The organism is Sphingopyxis sp. (assembly GCF_050725615.1).
Taxonomy (GTDB): Bacteria; Pseudomonadota; Alphaproteobacteria; order Sphingomonadales; family Sphingomonadaceae; genus Sphingopyxis.
The window spans coordinates 1-23,778 of sequence record NZ_JBOHHU010000045.1 but is presented as its reverse complement, the minus strand read 5'-3'; the positions used below and the strand labels follow the sequence as shown (position 1 = coordinate 23,778).

Sequence of the window (23,778 nt, the reverse complement as noted above, 5' to 3'; positions counted from 1 at the left end):
TTATTGGGAGAGGTTGTTTGCCCTTTCAGCCCCGCGTCGCGATCCTCGTGCCCGCACCCGATTATTATGAGAAATGGCAGCCGGCGTTCGCGCGCAAGGCGGCGGCGCTGGCGGGTGCGGGGCTGGCGGTCGAGCAGCGGGTGTGGGGCGACCCCGGCGACCTGTCGGGCTTCGACCTGATCCTGCCGCTCTTCGCCTGGGGCTATCAGCGCGACGTAGCGGGCTGGTATAAGCTGCTCAACCGGCTGGAGGCCGAGGCGTTGCCGGTGCTCAATCCGGTCGCGGTGCTGCGCTGGAACAGCGACAAGGCCTATCTTTCCGAACTCGCGGCCAAGGGCGCCCTGGTGGTGCCGACGGTCGAGGTCGCGGCGCTCGATGATGCCGGGCTGGCCGAAGCGCGCGCGAAGCTCGGCGCCGACGAGGTGGTGGTGAAGCCCGCGATCTCGGGCGGTGCCGACGGCACGCACCGCATCGCGGCGGGCGCGGGCGTTCCCGCCGACGCGCTGGGGCAAAGGCGGCTGGTGCAGCCGATGATGCCCGGCATCCTGACCGACGGCGAGTTTTCTCTGTTCTTTTTCGACGGCCGGTTCAGCCATGCGATCGTCAAACGCCCCGCAGCGGGCGACTTCCGCGTGCAGGAACAGTTCGGCGGGCGCGAGACCGCGTGGGAGGCGAGCGATGCGGCGCAGACGCTGGCCGCCGCGGCGCTGGCGGCGGCACCCGCGCCGCCCGTCTATGCGCGCGTCGACATGGTTGGCGATGCGGCGGGGGTGCTGCATATCATGGAGCTCGAACTGATCGAGCCGTCGCTGTTCCTGCATTTCGCCGACGACAAGGGCGCGGCGTTCGGGCGCGCGGTTGCGGGGGCGGTCTAGTCCATGATCAAATTCGGATCGAGTCCTCCACTATGTTCGTTCCTTCATGGGTTCGTTGGAAGTTGAGAAGGATGCGATCCTCCGACCGGGCGACGGTACAAATGTAAAATCCTGGGTCGAGTGAGATAAAATCTCCTCCCCATGAACCATCCGGTTCGAAGCCGCCGCCAGAGGTTTCTTCGCCGGGGCCGATGAAGACCCGACCTGAAGGAACTTTCAAAATGCGCCGCACTCCGTCGATTGGATCATCAACGACATCTATTGCATAACCACCGTCGTCGCCGACGTCGAAAAACAGGACGTTGCCTGTCCGCATTTCGACGAATCTATCTTCGGGTATCGACCACCAGTCACCAACATCGTCCTTGCGATGGCGCAGGCATGTGAGGTCGTAAACGCAGATTGTCGCGGTATCGGTGAAGACCTCAATCAAGACCATTTTCTCCCGCTCGTTGCCCCCGCCACAACCACTGCCTAATCGCCGACGTCAAATTCGGCGGATCCTCCGCCTCCATCCTTTCGACGTCGATGCGCGCGACGAGGGCGTTGATCGGGAGGGCGTGCCGTGCGGCTTCGGCTTCGAGCGCGTCCCAGAAGACCGGCTCGAGGCTGATCGAGGTCGGGTGGCCGGCGATCGTCACCGAGCGTTTGACCGGGGGGTGATAGGGCGCCGCCATGGCCATGGCTTATCGCGGCTGCGCGGCGGGGGGTACGATTTATTTGGGGGTGACCGCGATTTGGGCGGGGCTTAGTGTCGGCCGCGTCGAGATTTCACCGTAGCCCTGAGCTTGTCGAAGGGCGCTTCTCGGATAGGCGCCCTTCGACAAGCTCAGGGCTACGGTGATGGACGATCGATCCAATGGGGCGAACACTCGTTTATGGCTTTGGAGCGGGATGCAGACGTGACGACAGCAGCGATCCACACCCTCACCGAAAAGGAGAAGGAGACGCTGCGGCTGCTCGTCAGCGGTTATGACGCCAAGTCGATGGCGCGCCACCTCGGGCTGTCGGTGCATACGGTCAACGAACGGCTGCGCGACGCGCGGCGCAAGATGGCGGTGTCGAGCAGCCGCGAGGCGGCGCGGCAATTGCGCGAGATCGAGCGCCGGACCCCCGAAATATTGGGGGACGAGGCTTTGGGGGATGCGAGCGCTGCCGCCGTCGAGGACGTTGCGGCATCGGTCGAGGCGCCCCGCATGGTGCGGCCGCTCGGCTGGATCGTTGGAGGTCTTCTCATGTCGCTCACCCTTGCCCTGCTCGCTTTTTCGTCGATGACCGGAAGCGCCGATGCGCCCGCTGCGGCGCCGTCCACCGCCCCCGCCGAAAGCGCCGCCGTCGGCGCGGCGCGCGACTGGCTCGCGCTCGTCGACAAGGGCGACTGGAACGGCAGCTGGGAGGCGACCGGCCAGTCGTTCAAGGCGCTCAACACGGTCGAGACCTGGAGCCGGGTGGCGAGCGAGGTACAGGGGCCGCTGGGAGCCGCGAAGTCGCGGGTGCTGCTCAGCGAGCAGGAGGTGCCCGCGCCGCCCTATGGCTATCAGATGGTCAAGTTCCGCACCGATTATGCGAACAAGCCGGGGGCGATCGAGACGCTGTCGCTGATCCGCGAGGGCGGCGCCTGGCGGGTTGTCGGGGTGACGATCGAGTAGGGAGGGGAGCCCTAATTTCATCGTCATTCCCGCGAAGGCGGGAATCCAGCTTCTTGGTGTGCCAACTGGGACGCGCGGACCGTCGATCCCATAGCCCTTTGCGTTCTTTGCGGCTTTGCGCGAACCCAATTTATTTCGCGCGAAGACGCAAAGACACGAAGAAGGAGAAAGAAGAAAGCTGGGTCCCCGCCTTCGCGGGGACGACGAGAGGGGTGCGGGAAGAGAATGTTAGCCCCTCCCCGCGACCCTCAATACATGTGTTGGCCGCCGTTGATGCTCATCGTCGACCCGGTCACGAAGCCCGCATCCTCGCTGCACAGGAAGGCGACGCCGCGGGCGATTTCGTCGGCCTGGCCCAAACGCCCCACCGGGATCTTCGCGACGATCTTTTCGAGCACGGGGGCGGGGACCGCGGCGACCATGTCGGTGTCGATATAGCCCGGTGCGATCGCGTTGACGGTGACGCCCTTCTTGGCGCCTTCCTGCGCCAGCGCCTTGGTGAAGCCGTGGATGCCCGATTTGGCGGCGGCATAATTGACCTGGCCGTACTGGCCCGCCTGACCGTTGATCGACCCGATGTTGACGATGCGGCCCCAGCCGCGTTCGACCATGCCGCCGAAGGTCGCCTTCGCCATGTTGAAGCAGCCGCCGAGGTTGACGCGCATGACGTCGTGCCAGTCGTCGTAGCTCATCCGCGCGAGGGTGCCGTCGCGGGTGATGCCGGCATTGTTGACGACGATGTCGACGGGGCCAAATTCGGCGGCGATCGCCGCGCAATTGTCGAGACACGCCTGATGATCGCCGACGTCCCACCGGCGCGCCGCGATGCCGGTGCGGTCGGTAAATTCGCGCGCCTTTTCGTCATTGCCGGCATAGTTGGCGATGACCGTGGCGCCCTGTTCCTTGAGCTTGAGGCTGATCGCTTCCCCGATACCGCGGCTGCCGCCGGTGACGATTGCTATGCGTGCCATGAATCTCTCCCACAGAGTTGTTTGACCCTGATTAGGTCGGGCGGGGGAGGCTCGCAAGTTGACCGTTACGTCAAGCGCATCGCTATTTTCAGTTGCTCACCTGCACGAGCGGCCGGTCCCAGCGGCCCGCGGCGAGATCGGCCTTGCGCAGCGTCAGGACGAGATGATCGACGTCGCCGAACATCCAGCTCATCAGCCCGCTGGTCGGCAGTTCGAGCAGGGTGACGTGGGTTTCGTCGTCATAGTCGTGGACATAGCGGAACGGGATATGCCCGATGCTGGGCATTTCGCGTGCCGCGAGGTCGCGCAGCCAGGGTTCGAGGACCGTGCGCGCGGCGTCGGACAGAATATCGGGGTCGGCCGCATAGGCGTGCTTGGCATGGTCGAACCAGATGCTCTGATAATCATGGACCCAGAGCGGCGCGTCGGGATGATGGCGGGTCAGCGGGATCGTCAGGCTTTCGATCAGCTCGGCGCCCGGACGGGCTTCGGGATCGGGCTTGCGGTTGACCTTGATCCAGCGGATCGCGCGCAGCGCCTCCATCACCGCAGCGGCGTCGCTGGACGAAAAGGGCATTTTGGGCGCGCTGTCGCGGACGATCGCGATGATTTCCTCGGCGCGTTCGCGCGCCGCGCGATTCGCCGTCCGGGCGGCCTCGGCGGCGTCGTGCAGCTGCTGCAACGAGGCGCGCATATGGACGAGCGCTTCGCGGCCGAGCGGGTCCTTCTCGCCCGCGTCATGGCGGGCGAGGCGGCGTTCGACGCTGGCGAGTTGGGTGTCGATCGGCGAGGCGCCCTCGACCTCTTTCCAGAAGCGGTCGATGCGCATGGCGAGGATGTCGACCATCGCGGTCATGCTGTCCCAGTCGAAGGGATGAAAGGCCGGGTCGGCGATATCGTAGCCGCCGCGATAGAGGCGGTGGCCGATCCCCTCCTCGTCGCCGTCCTCGGCTTCGGCGGCGCGCGGGTCCTCGTCGCCGGGGCGGACCGGAACGAGGTCGACCGGCCATTCGGGAAAGGCGTGGCGCGTGAAGGGCATCAGGTCGCCGAAGCGCAGTCCGCCGGCGGGCGCAAAAAAGCTGCTGGACTCATCGACCGGAAAGGGCGGGTCGAGCGGGTCGCCAGCCTCATGGACATGGACGACCGCGACATCGCCGTCGCGCGGATGAATGAAGAAGGCGAGGCTGCCGCGGCGCGGGCCGAGATGGTCCCAGACATCGGCGGGCAGGCCGGCGCAGGCGATCTGGCCGAGGAAGTCGCCGGGAATTTCGCGGATTTCGGGCCAGGCCATGCCGGGGTCGAGGCGCGGGCGACCGCCGATCCAGCTCGTCGCGACTTCGCCGGTGCGCGGCGGGATCTGGGGCGCGAGGCGGACCGCGACGGGCTCGGTGCCGCGGCGCTCGATCCGTTCGGCCTCCGCCTCGACCTGCGCGACCATCGATTCGAGCATCTGCGACACCATCGCCTTATCGGCTTCGCTCGGCGGCGCGGGTTCGGGCGCGGCCGGGGCGAACGCCTCGGCTGCGGGACGTTCGGCGGTGAGCAGGGGCGCGTCGGCGGGCGGTTCGGCGCTATGATCGGTTTCGGTCAGCCGTTCGAGCGGCGGCCGCGCGCTGATCCGGGCGAGGCGGGCGGCGGAGATTTCGACCGGGGCTTCGGCTTCGGCGCCGCGATCGCGGCGCGGCAGGCGGGGGAGGCGGCTTTCGCCGGGCTCCCGCGCGGCGCGCGGCATCTGCGGCGCGCGCGGCGCGCGCGGTTCGGCGGCGGGCTGGGTGCGGCGCCAGAGGAGATACATGATGACGACGAAGGCGACCGTCGCCGCCACCAGCATCAGCATGGCCGATTGGACCTGACTCATCGCGACCTCCATCGCGCGCGGCGGCGTCCGGTCGGGCCGCGCGAAACGACAGTCTAAACGAAGGTCCTAAACAGGAGGTAAGCGATAGCGAATCAAAGCCATCCGGCGAGTTCGCGGCGGAGCAGCGCCTCGAGCATCGTCCGTCCGGGGGCGCTGTCGTTGAGGCAGGGGAGGTAGGCGAATTTCTCGCCCCCCGCCGCCGCGAACTGCTCCTTGCCGCGGATCGCCAGCTCTTCGAGCGTTTCGAGGCAGTCGGCAGCGAAGCCGGGGGCGAAGATCGCGACGCTCTTCCCCTCGCGGCCCAGGCGGGTGAGCATGGCGTCGGTCGCGGGTTCGAGCCATTTGGCGCGGCCGAAGCGCGACTGGAAGGCGACTTCGACCGGGCGCCCGAGCGCTTCGGACAGCAGGCGCGCGGTGTGGCGGCACTGGCAATGATAGGGATCGCCAAGGTGCAGCGTGCGTTCGGGCATGCCGTGAAAGCTGGCGAGCAGTACGTCGGGGGTGAAATCGAGCGCGGCGAGGCCCGTTTTGACCGAGGCCTTGAGCGCGTCGATATAGGCGGCGTCGTCGGCATAGGGCGGCAGGAAGCGCAGCGCCGGTTGCCAGCGCAGGTCCGTAAGATGCGCGGTGACCGCGTCGGTGACGGTCGCGGTCGTCGCGGCGCAATATTGCGGATAGAGCGGCGCGACGAGGATGCGGCGGCAGCCCGCCGCGAGCATCGTATCGAGCGTCGCGGCAATCGCCGGATTGCCGTAGCGCATCGCATATTCGACCAATATGTCGGGGCCGAGCGCGGCCTGCATCGCCGCCGCCTGCCGCCGGGTGATCGCGGCGAGCGGCGAGCCTTCGTCGGTCCACACCTGACTATAGGCGTGCGCCGATTTTTTCGGGCGCGTGGTCAGGATGATGCCGCGCAGGATCGGCTGCCACAGGATCGGCGGAATCTCGACCACGCGGCGGTCGGAGAGGAACTCGGCGAGATAGCGGCGCACCGACGGCGCGTCGGGCGCGTCGGGGGTGCCGAGGTTGACGAGCAGCACGCCGACGCGCGGCGGCGCGATGGCGGGATGGCCGGCGGGCGCGATCATGCGAGGTCGGCGCTGAGCGGGATGCGGCGGACGCGGCGTCCGGTCGCGGCGTAAAGCGCGTTGGCGATCGCGGGGGCGACGACGGGCACGCCGATCTCGCCCAGCCCGCCGGGGTCGCGGTCGCTTTCGATGAATTCGACGATGATCTCGGGCGATTGCGACAGGCGTGGCAGGCCGAGCTGGCCCAGCTTGCGTGCGGTCGCGACGCCGCCTTCATAGTCGGTGGTCGCGCCCACGGCGGCGGCGAGGCCGAAGATCAGCCCGCCCTCGACCTGTTGGCGCGCGATCGCCGGATTGACGAGGCGTCCCGCGTCGACGACGGCGACAAGCTGTTCGACCTGCAGCCCCTTTTCGCTCGGGCGCGCGGTCGCCATCAGCGCGATATGGCTGCCGCGCATCGAATGGCAGGCGAGTCCCTGCGCGGTGCCCGAGAGCATGCCTTCCCACCCGCCAAGGCTGGTCGCGGTGAGCAGGCAGCGCGCGAGCAGCGGCTGGTCGCCGAGCATCGCGACGCGATAGGACAGCGCGTCGAGCCCGGCCTTGGTCGCCATTTCGTCGACGAAACATTCGGTGAAAAAGGCGGTGTAGCTGTCGGCATTGCCGCGCCAGCGCCCCGTCGGCAGGCCGATGTCGGCGGGGCAATGGTCGACCGCGAGATGCGGGATGGCATAGCCGCTGACCGCGCCCTCGACCGCTGCGGCGTCGGAGGCGCCGGCGGCGGCGCGCTGCGCGACGTCGGGCGAGGTGCCCGCAAACAGCCGGTCGCGAAACTCGTGCGTGGTCGAGGGAACGGCGATGCGTGCGACCAGCGCGTCGATGCCGCCCGCCGCGTTCAAGGACGCGACCATGCGCGCGCGCGCCGGGGGACGGGGGATGTCGCGCATGATTTCCTCGGCGCGCGACCAGGCGAGCTGGACGGGGCGCTTCACCTGCAGCGCGATGATCGCCGCCTGCACCGCGACGCTGTGATCGAGGCAGGCGTCGAACGAGCCGCCCGCCATCATCGGGAACAGGGTGACCGCGCTTTCGGCGAGGCCGGTGGCGGCGGCGATTGCGGCGCGGCATTGCGCGGGGGCCTGGGTCGCGACCCAGACGCGCAAATGGCCGTTTTCGGCGGCGGCGGTGGCGGTGCGCGTTTCGATCGGCGCGTGGAGCGCGGGGGCGACCGAGTAGGTGGCGCCGATCGTGGTGCGGCCCGCCATCGCGCCGGCGACGTCGCCCTTTTTGACGATGCGGTGGCCATCGGCCTTGAGCGCGGCGGCGAGCGCCTTGTCGATGCTGTCGGACGAAATCGGGGTGCCGGCGGTCTCGAAAACCGGGGCGAATCTGTCGAGCGCGCGGTTCGCCGCCCACCAGTTGCGCGCGACGGCGGCGAGCCAGCGCTCATGCTCGACCACATACAACATGCCGGGCGAGGCGAGCCCGGCCTTGCGGTCGATGCTTTTCAGCCGCGTCGCGCCGAGCGGACCCTGGCGGATCGCCGCGAAGACCATGTCGGGCAGACGGATATCGCCGGCATAATTGGCCGAGCCGTCGACCTTGGCGGGCAGGTCGAGCCGGATGAGCTCCTGGCCATAGAGCGGGTCGGCGCTGCCCGAGCGATAGACGGGGGTGGCGGGCGGTTCGAGCAGCGCGGCGGCGGCGGCGACCTCGGCGAAGCGGAGCTTCTTCTTGCCATGGGTGACAAAGCCGGCCGCCGTATCGCATTCTTCCCAATTGGCGTCCCAGCGCCGCGCCGCCGCCATCATCAGCAGCGCGCGCGCCTGCGCCGCCGCATCGCGGCACGGCCCCTCGAACATGCGTACCGACGACGAATTGGCGGTAAGCATCACGGCATGGCGCACCGCCCATTCGCGCCGCGCCCAGCTCCGCACATCGGCGACGACATCGGGAACCATCGATCGCGGGGTGAAGGCCGCGCTATCCTCGTCGACCAGCAGCGTATTGGTATAGAGCGGGCTGATCGGCGCGGTTTCGACCGCGATCGTGCGCCAGTCGGCGCCGAGTTCGTCGGCGATGATCTGTGGCAGCAAGGTGGTGACGCCCTGCCCCATCTCGCATTGCGGGACGACGACGCTGACATGCCCGTCGTCGCCGATCTTCAAAAAGGCGTTGAAGATATGTTCATTGGGCGCGGCGGTCAGATTGGGGGCATAGTCGCGCGGCCAGACGCTCCACGCCAGCGCGAGCCCGCCCGCAGCGGTGGCGCCGACGAGCAAAGAGCGGCGGCTGACATGCGGCAGGCGCCGTTTCTTCGTATCGATATTGTCGCGAATGCCCACCATCGGGGTTGCTGATAAGCGGGGCGAGTCGGCGAGGCAAAGGCTTTCGTTTACCACCCCCAGGGAGCAGGCGGGGGCGGGCTGACCGGGCGATCCCAGGAAAAGCCGACGCGGAAGTGGCGGTTCGCGCGCTTCAGCTCATAGGCGAAGCCGAGCGGGGTCTGTTCGATGGCCCAGACATTGGTCGTCGAGACGCTGCGGCCGGTCGCTTCGAACATCGCGATCGATTCGGCATCGACCGGAAACTCCTGCCGGCTCGCGGTGCCGGCGTTGGCGGTGTCGCCGCCATAGAGCGTGACCGCGTCCTTCGTCCCGTCGGCATGGCGATGGTCGTGCTTGAGGCGGAGCCCCTTGTCGGTGCGGGTGACGATCCAGGTGCGCGAGCGGTCCCAGCCGCCATCCTCGGCCAGCCCGGCGATATGGAAGGGGATTTCGATGCGGTCGGCGGTGCAGCGGCGGATGTGCATCACCATCGCCTTGCCCCGCATGTCGGCATCGGCGGCGTCGTGCGTTTCGAGTCTGCCGGCATAGGCCTGGCCGCAACGCGCGGTGAGCGCGGCGAAAAATTCGTCCTGCGGATCGGCGGAAGCGGGTGTGGTGGCGCAGCCCGCCAGCATGGCGGCGGCGGTCAGGGCAAGCGCCGCCTTCATTTCGACAAGCCGAGGCGCGGGATTTCGATGGCCGGGCAGCGGTCCATGACGACGGTCAGTCCCGCGGCGGCGGCACGCTTCGCGGCGGCCTCGTCGATGACGCCGAGCTGCAGCCACACCGCTTTCGCCCCGTGCACGATCGCCTCGTCGACCGCCGACCCGGCGTTGGCGCTGTTGCGAAAGATGTCGACGAGTTCGGCGGGCGGTTCGACATTGGCGAGGGTGGCGACGACGGGCGCACCGTGGATGGTGCCGCCGGCATGGCCGGGGTTCACCGCGATCACGTCATGCCCCTGCGCGACGAGAAAGGCGAGGACATGGTTCGAATCGCGCGCCGGGTTGGGCGAGGCGCCGACGACCGCGATGCGGCGCGGCTGGCCCAGAAGGGTGCGGATTTCGCTCTCGTCGTTGATTGCCATCTTACCCTCCCAATTAAATAGGGACTGTCCCTATTTATTGCGCGCGTCGAGCCAGGCGGCGACCTTCGCCGCTATCGCGTGGAACGGCTCGCCGAGCTGGTCGGTTCCGGCCGCCGGGGGGACGCCGCCGTCGCTGGCGAGGCGGATGCCCATCGACAGCGGCACGCGGCCGAGGAAGTCGAGCCCCATCGTCTTGGCAGCCGCCTCGGCGCCGCCGCTGCCGAAGGGGTCGCTGACCTCGCCGCAATGCGGGCAGGCATAGCCCGCCATATTCTCGACCAGCCCGATCAGCGGCACATCGGCCTGTTCGAAAAAGGTGATCGCGCGCGTCGCGTCCATCAGCGCGAGGTCCTGCGGGGTCGAGATGATCACCGCGCCCGCAGGCTTGTGTTTCTGGATCATCGTCAGCTGGACGTCGCCGGTGCCGGGCGGCAGGTCGACGATCAGCGTGTCTATGTCGCCCCAGCTCGCGTCGACGAGCTGTTCGAGCGCCTTGCCCGCCATCGGGCCGCGCCAGGCGATCGCCTGCCCCGGCGCGGCGATCTGGCCGGTCGAGAGCATCGGCACGCCATAGGCGTTGGGGACGGGGATCAGCTTGGGGCCGCGCGCTTCGGGCTTGACGCCTTCGCTGTCCATCAGCCGGGGCTGCGACGGGCCATAGATGTCGGCGTCGACGAGCCCGACCTTGACCCCCAGCCGGCGCAGCGCGACCGCGAGGTTGGCGGCGAGGGTCGATTTGCCGACCCCGCCCTTGCCGCTGCCGACCGCGATGATGGTGAGGCCCCGGCGTTCGGCGGTCATCGCGACACGGACGCTGGTGACCCCCGGTTTCGCGAGCAGCCCGGCGCGCAGCTTGTCCTCGAGCGGCTTGCGTTCCTCGGCGTCGAGGCCGGTGACGTCGAGCACGATCGCCAGCGTGCCCTCCTCGTCGAGGAATTTGAGACCCGAGGTGCGGCCCCCCGTTAGGTCGGTGGCGATGCTGGCGAGCGGAGCGGTGTCGGTCATGTCGGTGGCAGATAGGCATGGCGGAACCGAATGCCAGCCATTTTCGCGCGTCCCCCCTGTTAATCGCGCCCGCGCCCCCTATAAAAGCCCTATGAGCAACGACAATAGTGACGGAATGGGACGCCGCGCCCTTGGGGGTTTGCGGCAATTTTTCGGACCGATCGCCGCGATGGCGAACAACCCATGGGGCCCCAAGGGCGGCGACGACGGCAAGAGCGGCGGCGGCAGCGGCGATGGCGGCGGCAAGAAGCCCGGCCCGCGCAACCCGTGGGTCAGCCCCGATCCGGTCGATATCAACCGCGCCCGCAAGCCGCGCGGCCCCTCGGCGCTCGACGAACTGCTGCGCAAGGGGCGCGGCAGCTTTGGCGGCGGCGGTGACGGCAATGGCGGCGGCGGCAACATCAACTTCGGCGATTCGGCGAAGCTGTGGAAATGGGGCATCCTGGGCGTCGTCGTGATCTGGGGGCTGTTTTCGTCCATCCACATCGTGCCGCCCGAAAAGGAAGGCGTCGTCACCCGGCTGGGCAGCTATTCGCGCACCGTCGGCCCCGGCGTCAAACTGACCTGGCCGGCGCCGATCGAACGCATCCGGCTCGAGGACGTGCGCGCCATCCGCACCATGCCGATCGGTTCGCCCAACGCGACCGACGAGAATTTCGTGCTCACCCGCGACCAGAGCCTGGTCGATCTGGCCTATGAAGTGCGCTGGTCGGTGCGCGATCCGCAGCTGTTCTTTTTCCAGCTTGCCGATCCCGAGGGCACGATCCGCGAGGTCGCCGAAACCTCGATGCGCGCGACGGTCGCCAATTTCGACCTCGTCCAGGCGATCGGCCCGGGCCGCGTCGACATCGAGGCGCAGGTGCAGCAGCGGATGCAGGCGCTGCTCAACGAATATCGTGCCGGTGTGACGATCCAGGGCATCGCGATCCGCCAGGTCGACCCGCCGAGCGAAGTCGATGAGGCGTTCAAGGCGGTCACCGCCGCGCAGCAGCAGCGCGAATCGGCGATCAACGAAGCGCGCGCCTATGAGGCGCAGGTGCTCGAAGGCGCGCGCGGCCAGACGGCGGCGTTCGACAAGATTTACGAGCAGTATAAATTGTCGCCGCAGGTGACGCGCCAGCGGCTCTATTATGAAACCATGGAACGGGTGTTGTCGAACGTCGACAAGACGATCGTCGAGCCGCGCGGGGTCACCCCCTATCTGCCGCTTCCCGAAGTGCAGCGCCGCATGAAGGCGCCGGAAGCCACGTCCGCCCCCGCACCCGCCCCGAAGGGAGGCCAGTGATGTTCGAGAATCTGACCCAGCGTCCGATGCGTCTGTTGATCGGCGTCGTCGTCCTGCTCGTCATCCTGTCGCAGTCGCTGGCGATCGTGCCCGAGGACAAGCAGGCGCTGATCCTGCGCTTCGGCGAGATCGAGCGGACGGTGAACCGGTACAAGCCGAATGAGGATTTCGGGCGTTCGGGCGCGGGCCTCGTGCTGCGCGTGCCCTTTACCGACGGCATCCAATATATCGACAAGCGCGTGCTGGGCGTGAACATGGAGCGCCAGCAGGTGCTGTCGACCGACCAGCAGCGCTTGCAGGTCGACGCCTTCGCGCGCTTCCGCATCACCAACCCGGTGCGTATGTACACCGCGATCCGCACCGAGGAAAAACTGCAGCAGCAGCTGGCGACGATCCTCGGCTCGTCGCTGCGCAACGAACTCGGCAAACGGACCTTTGCCACCCTGTTGTCGCCCGAGCGCGGCGCGGTGATGGACAATATCCAGATCGCGCTCAATCGCGAGGCGAACAAATATGGCGCCGAGGTGATCGACGTGCGGATCAAGCGCGCCGACCTGCCCGAGGGTGAGACGCTGCAGCTGGCGTTCAACCGCATGCGCACCGCGCGCCAGCAGGTGGCGACCGCGATCCGCGCCGAGGGTCAGAAAGAGGCCGAGATCATCCGCGGCGCCGCCAATGGCGAGGCGGCGCGCATCTATGCTGAAAGCTTCGGCAAGGATCCCGAATTCTATGACTTCTATCGCGCGATGCAGAGTTATGATCAGACCTTCCGCCCGACCAATGAGGGGGCGACGTCGATCATCCTGTCGACCGACAATGAATATCTGCGCCGTTTCCGCGGCAATTGAACCGGCGTCGCGCCGCGAATGAGCGGCGAATGAATGGCAACTGCAAGGTCCGTTCATGTTCAATTGCCGTTCAGCCACGGGACCGCAGACAACCGCCGCCGGGGTAAGAGAGTTTTCGCAAGAGAAGGAATTTCGATCGTGCGTTATGTATATGGCATCACTTCGGCATTGCTGGCGGGTGGCACGGCGCTGGCGCTCGTCACCCAGTCCCCGGTCGGCGCGCAGGTTGCGCAGAATGAATCGAGCGAAATCGCCAAGGTCGTGCCCCGCTCGGGCGCGCCCGAAAGCTTCGCCGACCTGGTCGAGCAACTGCAGCCCGCGGTGGTCAATATCGCGACCAAGCAGGAGGTCACGCTCGGCGTCCGGCTGAACCCGTTCGCCGGCACCCGCGAGCCGATCACCCAGGAACAGCAGGGCGGCGGATCGGGTTTCCTGATTTCGGCCGACGGCTATATCGTCACCAACAACCACGTCATCTCCGGCGGCCCGCGTGGCGAGGAAGTGAACGAGGTCACGGTGACGCTGACCAACCGCAAGGAATATAAGGCGAAGATCGTCGGACGCGACGTCGCCTCCGACCTCGCCTTGCTCAAGATCGACGCGTCGGGCCTGCCCTTCGTCAAATTCGCCACCGGCAGCGACGCGCGCGTCGGCGACTGGGTGGTCGCGATCGGCAATCCCTTGGGTCTCGGCTCGACGGTGACTGCGGGCATCATTTCGGCGGTGCAGCGCAACCTCGGACAGGGCGGCGCCTATGACCGCTATATCCAGACCGATACCGCGATCAACCGCGGCAATTCGGGCGGGCCGTTGTTCGACCTGCAGGGCAATGTCGTCGGCATCAACAACATGCTGATCTCGCCGGTCGGCGCCAATATCGGCGTCAATTTCGCGATTCCCGCCGATGCCGCGATCCCGGTGATCGAGGCGCTGAAGGCGGGCCAGGCGGTCGAGCGCGGTTACCTGGGCATCGGCATCACGCCGGTCGACGAGGATATGGCGGCGGCGCTCGGCCTGCCCAAGGATCGCGGCGAACGCATCGGCCGTATCGAACCCGGCGAAGCGGGCGAAAAGGCTGGGCTGAAGCGCGGCGACGTCGTGACCAAGGTCAATGGCAAGGACGTGACCCCGCAACAGACGCTGTCGTACATCGTCGCGCGGGTCAAACCCGGCACGCGCATCCCGCTCGAGGTCATCCGCGACGGCAAGACGATGACGATCAACGCCGTCGTCGGTAAGCGCCCGCCCGAGGAGCAGCTCGCGGGTACGACCTTCGACCCCGAGGATGATCAGGCGACCCCCGACGATCCGGCGGGCGCGGCCGACACCGCCGTGCAGAACGAACTCGGCCTCGCGGTGCTGCCGCTGACCGCCGAAATCGCCCGCGCGGTCGGCGTCGATGCCGGCACCAAGGGGCTGGTGATCGGATCGGTCTCGGCGAACAGCGATGCCGGACGCAAGGGGCTTCGCCGCGGCGACGTGATCCTGAGCGCGGGCACCGGCCGTACGGCGGTGCTGACCAGCGATGCGCTGGCCAAGGTGGTCAGCGACACCAAGGCGGCGGGCCGCGATGCGGTGCTGGTCGAAATCCTCCGCCGCGGCGGTCCTTCGGCCGACGTCGCGTTGCGCCTGAAGAAATAACAGCGTCCCCAAGGGGACGAGCAAAGGCGGGCGCCGCGACCTTCGGGTCCGGCGCCCGTTTTTCTTTGCGCGGCGCGCACAATGTTCCTATTATGTTCCATCAACGAGTCGGGAGAGAGACGATGATCGGTTATGTGACTTTGGGCACCAACGACCTTGCCAGGGCGGCGCCCTTTTACGACGCGATCGCGGCGGAGCTGGATACGCCGCGGATGATGGAGTTCGAGACTTTCATCGCCTGGGGCAAGCCCGGCGGCGCGGCGGGGATCGGCCTAACCAAACCCTTCGACGGCAACGCCGCGAGCGTCGGCAACGGCGTGATGGTCGCGCTCGAGGCGAAGGACAAGGAGCAGGTGCATCGGCTCTATGACATCGCGATCGCCAACGGCGGCACCTGCGAAGGCCCCCCGGGACCGCGCGGCGAGGGTTTTTATGCGGGCTATTTCCGCGACCTCGACGGCAACAAGCTGAACGCCTTTGTGATGGGGTGAGCGGCGGGCCCGATGGGGGTTTTGGGATGGAGAGCGGACGTGGCTCTCCCCTCCCGCCTGCGGGAGGGGGATCGGTTCAATTCTTCAACATCGCCTCCTGCCCGCATCCCGCTCCCGCTCGCGTCCGGGGCCTTGTTGCCGATTGCCTGACCTTTCGCCGCGTTCTAGACCGGGGGCGGAATTGGACCAGCGGAGGATTGCAGGGTGAGCGACGCGAGCACAGCGACGGAAATCTATATCGGCCTTGGCGGCGGCGGGGCTCCCGACGGGCCGCGTCAGTCGCTGGTGCTCAAGCGCGCGAACCGGCACGGACTGATCGCCGGGGCGACCGGCACCGGCAAGACGGTGACGCTGCAGGGGCTGGCGGAGGGTTTCTCGGCGGTCGGCGTTCCGGTCTTCGTCGCCGATGTGAAGGGCGACCTTGCCGGCATGGCGATGGCGGGCAGCCCGACGTCGAAGATGCACGAGATTTTCGCCGCGCGCGCCGCCGAGATCGGCGACAGCGAATGGGCGTATCGCGACAATCCGGTGATCTTCTGGGATTTGTTCGGCGAACAGGGCCACCCCATTCGCACCACGATTTCGGAAATGGGTCCGCTGCTGCTTGCGCGGCTGATGGGGCTGAACGAAGTGCAGGAGGGGGTGCTGGCGATCGCCTTCCGCGTCGCCGACGAACAGAATCTTCTGCTGCTCGACCTCGGCGACCTGCAGGCGATGCTCGCCTGGTGCGCGCAGAATGCCGATGAGCTGACGGTCAAATATGGCAATGTGTCGAAGGCCACGGTGGGCACGATCCAGCGGCAATTGCTGACGCTCGAAAGCCAGGGCGGCGACCATTTCTTCGGCGAACCCGCGCTCGACATCCAGGACATGATCCGCCTCGACGACAATGGCCGCGGTTACGTCAATATCCTCGCCGCCGACAAACTGATGGCGAGCCCCAAGCTTTATGCGACCTTCCTGCTCTGGCTGCTCAGCGAGATGTTCGAGACGCTTCCCGAAATCGGCGACCCCGACAAGCCGAAGCTCGTCTTCTTCTTCGACGAGGCGCATCTGCTGTTCGACGACGCGCCGCCGGCGCTGGCCGAGAAGATCGAACAGGTCGTGCGCCTGATCCGCTCGAAAGGCGTCGGCGTCTATTTCGTCACGCAGAACCCGATCGACATTCCCGAGGATGTCGCGGGCCAGCTCGGCAATCGTGTCCAGCACGCGCTGCGCGCCTTCACTCCGCGCGACCAGAAGGCGGTCAAGGCCGCCGCCGACACCTTCCGCCCCAATCCCAAGGTCGATGTCGCGCGCGAGATCACCGAATTGAAGGTCGGCGAGGCGCTGGTGTCGCTGCTGATGGCCGACGGCGCGCCGTCGCCGGTCGAGCGCACGCTGATCAAGCCGCCCTGCTCGCGCGCCGGCCCGCTCGACGCCAAGGAACGCGCGATCATCAAGTCGATCTCGCCGGTCGAGGGAAAATATGACACGGCGGTCAACCGCGAGAGCGCCGAGGAGCTGCTCGCCGCCAAGGCGGACCAGGCGCAGGCCGCCGCGATCGAGGCCAAGGCGCAGGACGAGGCTGACAAACAGGCGGCGATCGCCGCCAAGGAAGAGGCGAAGCGCAAGGTCGCCGAGGAGAAGGTGCGGCTGCAGCAGGAGAAGGTCGCGGCGCGCGAAGCCGCGAAGCCGAGCTTTGCCGAAAAGATGGTCGAATCGGCGGCGCGTTCGGCGGCGACCAACATCGGCCGGCAGGTTGCGGGCAAGTTCGGCGGGCAGCTGATGCGCGGCATCCTGGGCAGCCTGTTCAAATGAGGCCGGGCGATGCCGCGCTGATGGAGGCGAGCTTGGTGGCCGTCGCCGAGGCGGGCATCGATATCCGCCTGCCGCTGTTCGAGCGTTTCTTTGCCGCTTTCCCCGAGCGTCGCGCCGATTTCATCTCGGTCGATGCCGCGTCGCGGCGGATGACCGACGAGACATTGCAGATGATGTTCGGGCTGGCCTCGGGCGAGGCATGGGTGTGGCCGCTCGTCGCCGAGCTGGTGTTCACCCACCGCAGCTATGGCGCGCTGCCGATCGAGGAATATGACGCCTTCATCGTCCTGACGGTGACCGAACTGGGCCTCGCGGCGGGCGACGCATGGACCGCCGATTGTGCCGCAGCATGGGCGCGGAACGCCGACGCGCTCAAAGCGATGATCCGCCAGGCGCGCGCCGAGTGGAAGAATGCGATGCCGGCGGGCGCGCCGCAGCTCGCCGAATAGCCTGCTCGCCACCCCCACCTTCGCGGGGGTAGCAAGACAGTCGGGCTGGGCTGCGCCCTATTTCCTTTTCAGCCAGCTCGCGATTTCGCCCTTGATGCGCGGGCGGCTCACGCCGCGTTCCTTCAGCGTCGCGATCACCTTGTCATAGGGTTTGCGGACGTCGGTCGGCAGGCCCGCCGCGATGGTTTCGAGCTTGGCGACCATGGCGGGATCGTTCGACGCGGCGGCGAGTCCGGCAAGGAAACGCGCGCGCGCCGACGCGTCGATCAGCCGGTCGACCGCCACCTGATTGGCCTGGACGAAGTCGACCGCCTGTTCGGCATGGTTGGCCGCGACCGCGCCGATGATCGCGGCGCTGACGGTGTTGCCGGGTTCGGCGGTCAGCGCGAGGTCGAGTGCGCGGCGGGCGAGCGCCGCATCCTTGGCCGAGCCGAGCAAGGTGTAGAAGGTGCTGCGTTCGACCGCCGATTTCGATCCCTGGGCGAGGCGGCGCAGCTTGGCCCAGTCGGCGTCGGTCGCATTGCCCGCGACGATGCCGAGCCAGCGCGACTTGAGCGGGCCGTCGAGCGCGGCGGGGTTGCGGTCGAGCAGCGCGAAGCGGCGCCGCGCCTCGGCCAGCACCTTGGCGTCGCCCATCGCGCCGAGCGCGGCGAGCAGGTCGGAGCGCAGCACGCTGTCGAGCGCGGGTTCGCCGGCGCGCGGATCGAAGCCGAGCCGCCGCATCGCCGGGTCGAGCGCCGCGCCGGCCATCGCGGCGATGCGTTTCTGGACCGCCGGCTGATCGTCGAAATATCCGTAGAGCGCCTGGTAGCGGCCGGCGACGTCGCCGATCACCTTCTGGCTGGCGGCCTGCGGGGTGGCGGCGAGCAGGTCGAGCGCGGCGCCCATCGGCTGGTAGCCCGCATTCGCCAGCGCAAAATTGTCGCCGAGCAGCCCGAGCTGGTCGATCGGCGCGAGCGAGGCGAAGCGCCCGCGCAGCGCGGCGAGCGCGGCGGGGGTGTAGAGGGTGCGATAATAGCCCGCCTGTCCGGCGTTGATCAGCACCGGGCCGCAGCCGGGCAGCGTCAACGTCCCGGCGCCGCCCGCGATCACCTGTCGCCCGGTCGCGCCATCGCCCGCGCGGGCGAGCACCGGCACCTGCCAGCGCCGACCCTCGGCCTCGATGCCGCCCTTGCGGTCGCGCGAAAATTCACCCTGGGTCAGCTGGACCGTCGTCCGGCCGCCGGCGCAGCTGACGCCGCCAACGCGCAGCAGCGGAATGCCCGGCTGGTTGGTGAAATCATGCGCGATCGCGGTCAGGCCCTTGGCGCCCGCGACCTCGACCGCGTTCCACAAATCGTCGGTGCGCGTGTTCGCATATTTATGCTGCGCCATATAGGTGCGCAGCCCGTCCCGCCACACATCCTCGCCGGCATAGGATTCGAGCATGGTGATGACGGCTTCGCCCTTTTGATAGGCGATCGCGTCGAACGCCTGATTGGTGTCCTCGACGGTGCGGATTTTCTGGACGACCGGGTGCGTCGTCGCAAAGGCGTCGAGCCCCATCGCGCGCTCGCGGCCGTCGACGCGGTCGAGCAATGGCTGCCAGTCGGGGTGGAAATGGTCGCTCGCCTTGGTTTCCATCCAGCTCGCGAAGCCTTCGTTGAGCCACAAATCGTCCCACCAGGCCATGGTGACGAGGTCGCCGAACCATTGGTGCGCGACCTCATGCGCCTGCGTCGTGTAGATCTGCTGCCGCGCCGCTTCGCTGGTGATTTTGGGATCGTCGAGCAGGATGCGCTCGAAGGTGAAGATCGCGCCCCAATTTTCCATCGCGCCGAAGAATTGCGACTGGCCGGGGCCGGCGATATTGTCGAGCTTGGGCAGCGGATAGGGCTGGCCGAAATAGTCGCTGTAATAGCTGAGCAGCGGGCCGAGGCTGTCGAGCGCGAAGCGCGCCTGTTCGCCCGACCCCTTGGGCGAGACGATGCCGACTTCGGCGCCGCTGTCGCTCTTCGCTGCGAGCCGTTCGAAATCGCCGGTCGCGAAGAACAGCAGATAGGAGGACATTTTGGGCGAGGTGGCGAAGGTCACCTTCTTGAGCCCGCCCGCCAGCGGGGTTTCGCTCGCGGCGGGCATGTTGCTGACCGCGAGGTCGGCCTGCGGGACGATCGCCGACAGGGTGAAGGTCGCCTTATAGCTCGGCTCGTCGAAGCTGGGGACGAAGCGCCGCGCGTCGGGCGCCTCGAACTGGGTGAACAGCCCGCGCACCTCGGCACCCGTCACCTTGTCGGGATAATCGAGCGCAAAAAGGCCGTTCGCCTGGGTGCCGATGACGCCCTTGTAGTGCGTCGTGAGGCGATAGGTTCCGGCGTCGAGCGGCGCGGGGGCGATGAAGGTCACCGTCTGCGCCTCGGCATCGGTTGACGCGATCAGCGGGATCGGCTCGCCCTTGCCGTCGGCGCGGGTCAGGCTGGCGTCGACGACATCGAGGTCGAGCGCGTTCATCACGAGGCCGTTGGCGGTCTCGTAAAGCTCGAGGTCGATCGCCGCCTCGCCGGTGAAGGTGAGCGCTTTGGCGTCGGGGGTGACGCTGATGGCGTAATGCAGCGGCCGGGCATTGCGCGGCAACTGGCTCGGAATCTCGGCGGGCAGCGGCGCGCCGGTGAAGGCGGGCGGCGCGGCGGCGGGCACGGCGGCGACCGGCGCGATCCCCGGCTGGGCGGCGCAGGCGGCGAGGCCGAGCGACGACACGGCGGCGACAAGCAAATGGCGGTGCGATATTTTCATGGCTGCGATCCCCGGTTATGATTTTGCCGCACCGCCTACGCCGATGCCGCGTGGACGGCCGCGTCGCTTTCGGCGGGCGTAGCATGGCTCTCGACAGACGACGCGCCATGGTGCAGCTTCGTTGCATGACAAAACCTATATTGCCTGGAGAGGTAGCCGCCGCCGTCGTCGATCCCGTCGCTTATGGCGATTGGGATCCGTTGCACGAACAGCTCACCTGGGCGCGCGCCCATGCCCCGCTGGCGGTCGCCGAGACTGCGGAAGTCGACCCTTTCTGGCTGGTCACGCGCCACGCCGACATCATGGCGATCAGCAAGGATCCGCAGCGTTTTGCCAGCGGCATCCGCCCGACGGTGCTGACCAACCGTGACGGCGAGGCGATCGCGCGCGCCGCGACGCCGGGGGGCGACGGCCATCTCATCCGCTCGCTGGTGCAGATGGACGCCCCCGACCATATGAAATATCGTCTGCTCACCCAGAGCTGGTTCATGCCCAAGAATCTGCGCATCGTCGAAGACCGCATCCGCCAGATCGCGCGCGAGACGGTCGACGGGTTGCTCGAATCGGGCGGGACATGCGATTTCGCACGCGACGTCGCGGCGCATTATCCGCTGCGCGTGATCATGGATATCCTGGGGGTGCCCGCCGAGGACGAGCCGCGCATGCTGATGCTGACGCAGCAATTATTCGGTTCGACCGATCCCGAGCTCAACCGCAGCCGCGAGGCGATCACCAGCGCCGAACAGGCGATCGCGATGCTCCATTATGTGATCGCCGATTTCGAAAATTACTTCCGCGAACTGACCGCCGACCGCCGCGCCAATCCGCGCGAGGACATCGCCACCGTCATCGCCAATGCCAGCGTAGACGGCGGTCCGATTCCCGATCGCGAGCTGGCCGGCTATTATATGATCATCGCCACCGCGGGCCATGACACGACGAGCGCCTCGACCGCCGGGGCGATCATGGAGCTGGCGAAGAACCCCGCTTTGTTCGAGCGCTTCCGCAGCGCCGACAGCGACAAGGCGGGGCTGATCGAGGAAGCGATCCGCTGGACCACCCCGGTGCAGCATTTCATGCGCAGCGCGCGCGAGGATGTCGAGATCGGCGGGCAGCAGGTCCGCGCGGGCGACTGGCTGATGCTCAACTATGTCTCGGCCAACCGCGACGAGGCGGTGTTCGGCGACCCCTTCGCCTTCGACCCCGACCGACCGAAGAACCAGCAGATCGCCTTTGGCTTCGGCGCGCATGTGTGCCTGGGCCAGCATCTGGCGCGGATGGAGATGCGGATCATGCTGGAGGAATTGCTGCCGCGGATCAAAAAGCTCGAACTGGCGGGCGATCCGGCAAGGGTGCAGTCGGTGTTCGTCGGCGGGCTGAAGCGGCTGCCGATCCGGTTCGAGGCGGCGTAGGGGGCAGGGAGCGGACCGGTAGGGCACTGTCCATCCTCGTCACCCCGGAATTGATCCGGGGTCCCGCTTGGGGGCGAATCCTGCTGATGCTTCAAAAAAAAAGCGGGATCCCGGATCAAGTCCGGGATGACGATGGAAAATGAGGTGATGTCCGCTCCCCGCCCCAAAGCCGAAACGCCCCGCACTTTCCCCTTTGCGATATCGCGCCGCCATGCCAAAGCGGGCGTGGGTCGATATTCGGGGGAAGCCATGAAATATCCGATCCTTGCCGCGGCGTTGTTGTTCGCCGCCGCACCCGCCACGGCCTTTGCGATGGCGGTCGACGACGATGAGCGCGAGCTTTACGACAGCAGCATCCAGTGCATGACCTTTTACGGACTCATGGCGGGATTGGGCAGCGAGGACGGAGCCGAGAATCCGGATCTGGCCAAATCGGGCACCAAATTCCTGGCGGTGGCGACGGTGCTGGCCGACGAGGACGAGGCCCTGCTCAAGGCCGATTTCGACAAGCAGATGAACAAGTTCGCGCTGCTCACCGCCAACCCCGACGACCCCGACAATATCCGGCAGATCAAGGATATCGTCGAGGGTTGCAAATCGCTCGAAACGGTTATCGATGCGATGCTCGAAAGCGGCAGCTAGGCTTTTTCCGCCGGAAAGAATTTCGCGACGACCTCGCTCGCCAGGCGGGCGGGGCGGAGCGTTTCGGCGTCGATGCAGCACCAGCTGGATTTGACCTCGGCCAGCACTTCCTCGCCGCGCTTGATGATCGTGTCGTAAAAGGCGCGCGCACCCTGCACTTTTTCGAGGATCACGGTCGCGATGACCTGATCGTCGAGGAAGGCGGGGCGGCGGTAGGTGATCTCGTGCTTCAGCGCGACCCACAGATGCGCCGCGACCGCATCGGGCGGCGCGATATGGCGCCAGTGCGCGAGCACCGCGTCCTGCACCCAGCTCAAATAATGCGCGTTGTTGACATGCCCCATGAAGTCGATCGCGTCGGCGCCGACGGCGATGGCGTGATCGTGCGGGAGTGAGGCTGCGGTCATAAGATTGACACTAATGTCAACAAACTGTGACGGGAAGATGAATCTTCCGGCGGGTCGCCGGGATGGCGGTCATCCCCGCCCGCGATAGGGCGCGACGCCCTGGTCGGGGAGCCATAACCCTTCGGGCGGGGCGCCCGATTGCCAGAAGACGTCGATCGGAATGCCGCCGCGCGGATACCAGTAACCGCCGATGCGCAGCCATCGGGGCTGCATTTCGTCGAACAGGCGGCGGCCGATGCCGACGGTGCAATCCTCGTGGAAACCGGCGTGGTTGCGAAAGCTGCCGAGGAAGAGCTTGAGGCTCTTCGATTCGACGATCGTTTCGCCGGGGGCGTAATCGATCACCAGATGCGCGAAATCGGGCTGGCCGGTCACCGGACAGAGCGAGGTGAATTCGGGCGCCGCGAAGCGCACGAGATAGACTTCGCCCGCGCGCGGGTTGGGGACATAGTCGAGCACCGCCGCCTCCGGTGAGACGGGCAGGTCGCTGGACTGGCCGAGATGTTTGGGCGCCAGCGGCGGAGGGGTGGAATCACTCATGGAAACCATCTAGGGACGCGCGCGGCCGATGTCATCCGTCGGCGCGCATGAATGGGGCGGCCGGACCATTCAGCGCCAATTCAGCGGATCGGGCGTGCAACAGGCAATCGGGATCGCGTGACGAGAATGACGGACAGACAATTCGGGATCATGGGCAGCGCGCGGGCGGTGCTGGCGTTCGCGCTGGCGGCGGGCACGATCGTCCCCGGATTCGCGCAGCAAGCCGAGACCCCGACCCCCGCGCCGTCGTCCGGCCGCCCGATCGATTTCCGCCTGCCGCCGCCCGGTGACGATGGCCGAGCGCCCGGGGTGCAGGGGCCGTCGAACAACGGCATCGCCCCGTCGGGTCCGGGCGAAACGCGTCCGACGCCGACCCCCAGCCCGACCCCGGCACCGACCCCCGCTCCCCCGCGGGTGACCCCGACACAGCCGACCGCTTCGCCGACGCCGCGAACCGCCGCACAACCGGCCGGCGATCGGCGCGAGACCCCGACGCCAACGCCGTCGCGTGCCGTACCGACTGCTGGCGAGGCGCCGTCCTCGCCGTCTTCGACTCCCAGCGCGACCGACGTCTCGCCGGGCTTTTCCCCCGCTCCGCCCGAGACGGCTGCGCCCGCCGCGCCCTCGCCGGCGAGCGATGCCGCGCTGGCGCCTGCCGCGCCCGTCGAGGGTGGCGCGACGCCGATCTGGGCCTGGC

22 protein-coding genes and 1 pseudogene are annotated in these 23,778 nt (G+C 67.5%); 11 read left to right on the top strand and 12 right to left on the bottom strand.

Annotation, left to right across the window (positions count from 1 at the left end; all coding sequences use genetic code 11):
• The first annotated feature begins 17 nt into the window (after positions 1-17).
• Entirely contained in the window at positions 18-875 is an 858-nt protein-coding gene (locus ACREB7_RS12000; RefSeq protein ID WP_431592505.1) for an ATP-grasp domain-containing protein, read from the top strand.
• A 7-nt stretch (positions 876-882) separates the two neighbouring features.
• On the opposite strand, the gene ACREB7_RS11995 is transcribed toward ACREB7_RS12000, so the two are convergent.
• Positions 883-1,314, bottom strand: a complete 432-nt coding sequence (locus ACREB7_RS11995) for a DUF6386 family protein (protein WP_431592504.1) — start codon at positions 1,312-1,314, stop codon at positions 883-885.
• Positions 1,301-1,552, bottom strand: coding sequence for a ribbon-helix-helix domain-containing protein (locus ACREB7_RS11990; RefSeq protein WP_431592503.1), 252 nt, complete (start codon positions 1,550-1,552; stop codon positions 1,301-1,303). Before ACREB7_RS11990 ends, ACREB7_RS11995 begins: the two co-directional genes overlap by 14 nt.
• Before the next feature lie 225 nt (positions 1,553-1,777).
• On the opposite strand from ACREB7_RS11990, the gene ACREB7_RS11985 reads away from it, so the two are divergent.
• Positions 1,778-2,524 (top strand): DUF4019 domain-containing protein, encoded by a 747-nt coding sequence (locus tag ACREB7_RS11985; RefSeq protein ID WP_431592502.1) that lies wholly within the window; start codon positions 1,778-1,780, stop codon positions 2,522-2,524.
• A 248-nt stretch (positions 2,525-2,772) separates the two neighbouring features.
• Here ACREB7_RS11985 and phbB read toward each other — a convergent pair whose 3' ends face one another.
• The 7 genes from phbB to ACREB7_RS11950 all read right to left on the bottom strand — a co-directional run bounded on the left by phbB (position 2,773) and on the right by ACREB7_RS11950 (position 10,797).
• The gene (phbB, locus tag ACREB7_RS11980) at positions 2,773-3,495 is read right to left on the bottom strand and encodes an acetoacetyl-CoA reductase (protein WP_431592501.1); all 723 of its coding nucleotides are present in this window, start codon (positions 3,493-3,495) and stop codon (positions 2,773-2,775) included.
• Positions 3,496-3,583: 88 nt separating this feature from the next.
• Entirely contained in the window at positions 3,584-5,353 is a 1,770-nt protein-coding gene (locus tag ACREB7_RS11975; protein ID WP_431592500.1) for a DUF1963 domain-containing protein, read from the bottom strand.
• A gap of 92 nt (positions 5,354-5,445) precedes the next feature.
• Positions 5,446-6,441 carry a ferrochelatase gene (hemH, locus tag ACREB7_RS11970; protein ID WP_431592499.1) on the bottom strand — a complete coding sequence of 332 codons (996 nt, stop codon included), beginning with the start codon at positions 6,439-6,441 and terminating at the stop codon, positions 5,446-5,448.
• Positions 6,438-8,726 (bottom strand): molybdopterin cofactor-binding domain-containing protein, encoded by a 2,289-nt coding sequence (locus tag ACREB7_RS11965; RefSeq protein ID WP_431592498.1) that lies wholly within the window; start codon positions 8,724-8,726, stop codon positions 6,438-6,440. The genes hemH and ACREB7_RS11965 overlap by 4 nt, the downstream gene beginning before the upstream one ends.
• A gap of 47 nt (positions 8,727-8,773) precedes the next feature.
• Entirely contained in the window at positions 8,774-9,373 is a 600-nt protein-coding gene (locus ACREB7_RS11960) for a hypothetical protein (RefSeq protein ID WP_431592497.1), read from the bottom strand.
• Positions 9,370-9,792 (bottom strand): CoA-binding protein, encoded by a 423-nt coding sequence (locus ACREB7_RS11955; RefSeq protein ID WP_431592496.1) that lies wholly within the window; start codon positions 9,790-9,792, stop codon positions 9,370-9,372. The genes ACREB7_RS11960 and ACREB7_RS11955 overlap by 4 nt, the downstream gene beginning before the upstream one ends.
• A gap of 30 nt (positions 9,793-9,822) precedes the next feature.
• Positions 9,823-10,797 carry an Mrp/NBP35 family ATP-binding protein gene (locus tag ACREB7_RS11950; protein ID WP_431592495.1) on the bottom strand — a complete coding sequence of 325 codons (975 nt, stop codon included), beginning with the start codon at positions 10,795-10,797 and terminating at the stop codon, positions 9,823-9,825.
• 169 nt (positions 10,798-10,966) lie between these two features.
• On the opposite strand from ACREB7_RS11950, the gene hflK reads away from it, so the two are divergent.
• The 6 genes from hflK to ACREB7_RS11920 all read left to right on the top strand — a co-directional run bounded on the left by hflK (position 10,967) and on the right by ACREB7_RS11920 (position 17,311).
• Positions 10,967-12,082 (top strand): FtsH protease activity modulator HflK, encoded by a 1,116-nt coding sequence (gene hflK, locus ACREB7_RS11945; protein ID WP_431592494.1) that lies wholly within the window; start codon positions 10,967-10,969, stop codon positions 12,080-12,082.
• Positions 12,082-12,930: a protease modulator HflC gene (gene hflC, locus ACREB7_RS11940; protein ID WP_431592493.1), complete on the top strand. Its 849-nt coding sequence runs from the start codon at positions 12,082-12,084 to the stop codon at positions 12,928-12,930. The genes hflK and hflC overlap by 1 nt, the downstream gene beginning before the upstream one ends.
• Positions 12,931-13,068: 138 nt before the next feature.
• Positions 13,069-14,571, top strand: coding sequence for a trypsin-like peptidase domain-containing protein (locus tag ACREB7_RS11935; protein WP_431592492.1), 1,503 nt, complete (start codon positions 13,069-13,071; stop codon positions 14,569-14,571).
• 122 nt (positions 14,572-14,693) lie between these two features.
• Positions 14,694-15,062 (top strand): VOC family protein, encoded by a 369-nt coding sequence (locus ACREB7_RS11930; protein ID WP_431592491.1) that lies wholly within the window; start codon positions 14,694-14,696, stop codon positions 15,060-15,062.
• Between the two features lie 204 nt (positions 15,063-15,266).
• Positions 15,267-16,862, top strand: coding sequence for a helicase HerA-like domain-containing protein (locus ACREB7_RS11925; protein ID WP_431592490.1), 1,596 nt, complete (start codon positions 15,267-15,269; stop codon positions 16,860-16,862).
• Complete coding sequence (locus tag ACREB7_RS11920) at positions 16,859-17,311, top strand: hypothetical protein (RefSeq protein WP_431592489.1); 453 nt, start codon at positions 16,859-16,861, stop codon at positions 17,309-17,311. The genes ACREB7_RS11925 and ACREB7_RS11920 overlap by 4 nt, the downstream gene beginning before the upstream one ends.
• A 57-nt stretch (positions 17,312-17,368) precedes the next feature.
• Here the strand turns inward: ACREB7_RS11920 and ACREB7_RS11915 are convergent, their stop codons facing one another.
• On the bottom strand, positions 17,369-20,080 hold the full coding sequence (locus tag ACREB7_RS11915; RefSeq protein ID WP_431592488.1) for a M1 family aminopeptidase: 2,712 nt from the start codon (positions 20,078-20,080) through the stop codon (positions 17,369-17,371).
• Positions 20,081-20,205: 125 nt separating this feature from the next.
• Between ACREB7_RS11915 and ACREB7_RS11910 the strand changes: the two genes are divergently transcribed.
• On the top strand, positions 20,206-21,492 hold the full coding sequence (locus ACREB7_RS11910) for a cytochrome P450 (RefSeq protein WP_431592487.1): 1,287 nt from the start codon (positions 20,206-20,208) through the stop codon (positions 21,490-21,492).
• Between the two features lie 249 nt (positions 21,493-21,741).
• Positions 21,742-22,134 (top strand): hypothetical protein, encoded by a 393-nt coding sequence (locus ACREB7_RS11905; protein ID WP_431592486.1) that lies wholly within the window; start codon positions 21,742-21,744, stop codon positions 22,132-22,134.
• On the opposite strand, the gene ACREB7_RS11900 is transcribed toward ACREB7_RS11905, so the two are convergent.
• On the bottom strand, positions 22,131-22,541 hold the full coding sequence (locus tag ACREB7_RS11900; RefSeq protein WP_431592485.1) for an acyl-CoA thioesterase: 411 nt from the start codon (positions 22,539-22,541) through the stop codon (positions 22,131-22,133). The genes ACREB7_RS11905 and ACREB7_RS11900 overlap by 4 nt on opposite strands.
• Positions 22,542-22,610: 69 nt before the next feature.
• Positions 22,611-23,081, bottom strand: coding sequence for a preQ(1) synthase (gene queF / locus ACREB7_RS11895; RefSeq protein ID WP_431592484.1), 471 nt, complete (start codon positions 23,079-23,081; stop codon positions 22,611-22,613).
• 126 nt (positions 23,082-23,207) lie between these two features.
• Between queF and ACREB7_RS11890 the strand changes: the two are divergent.
• Positions 23,208-23,778 (top strand): annotated as a pseudogene (locus ACREB7_RS11890) (hypothetical protein); the annotation flags it as partial.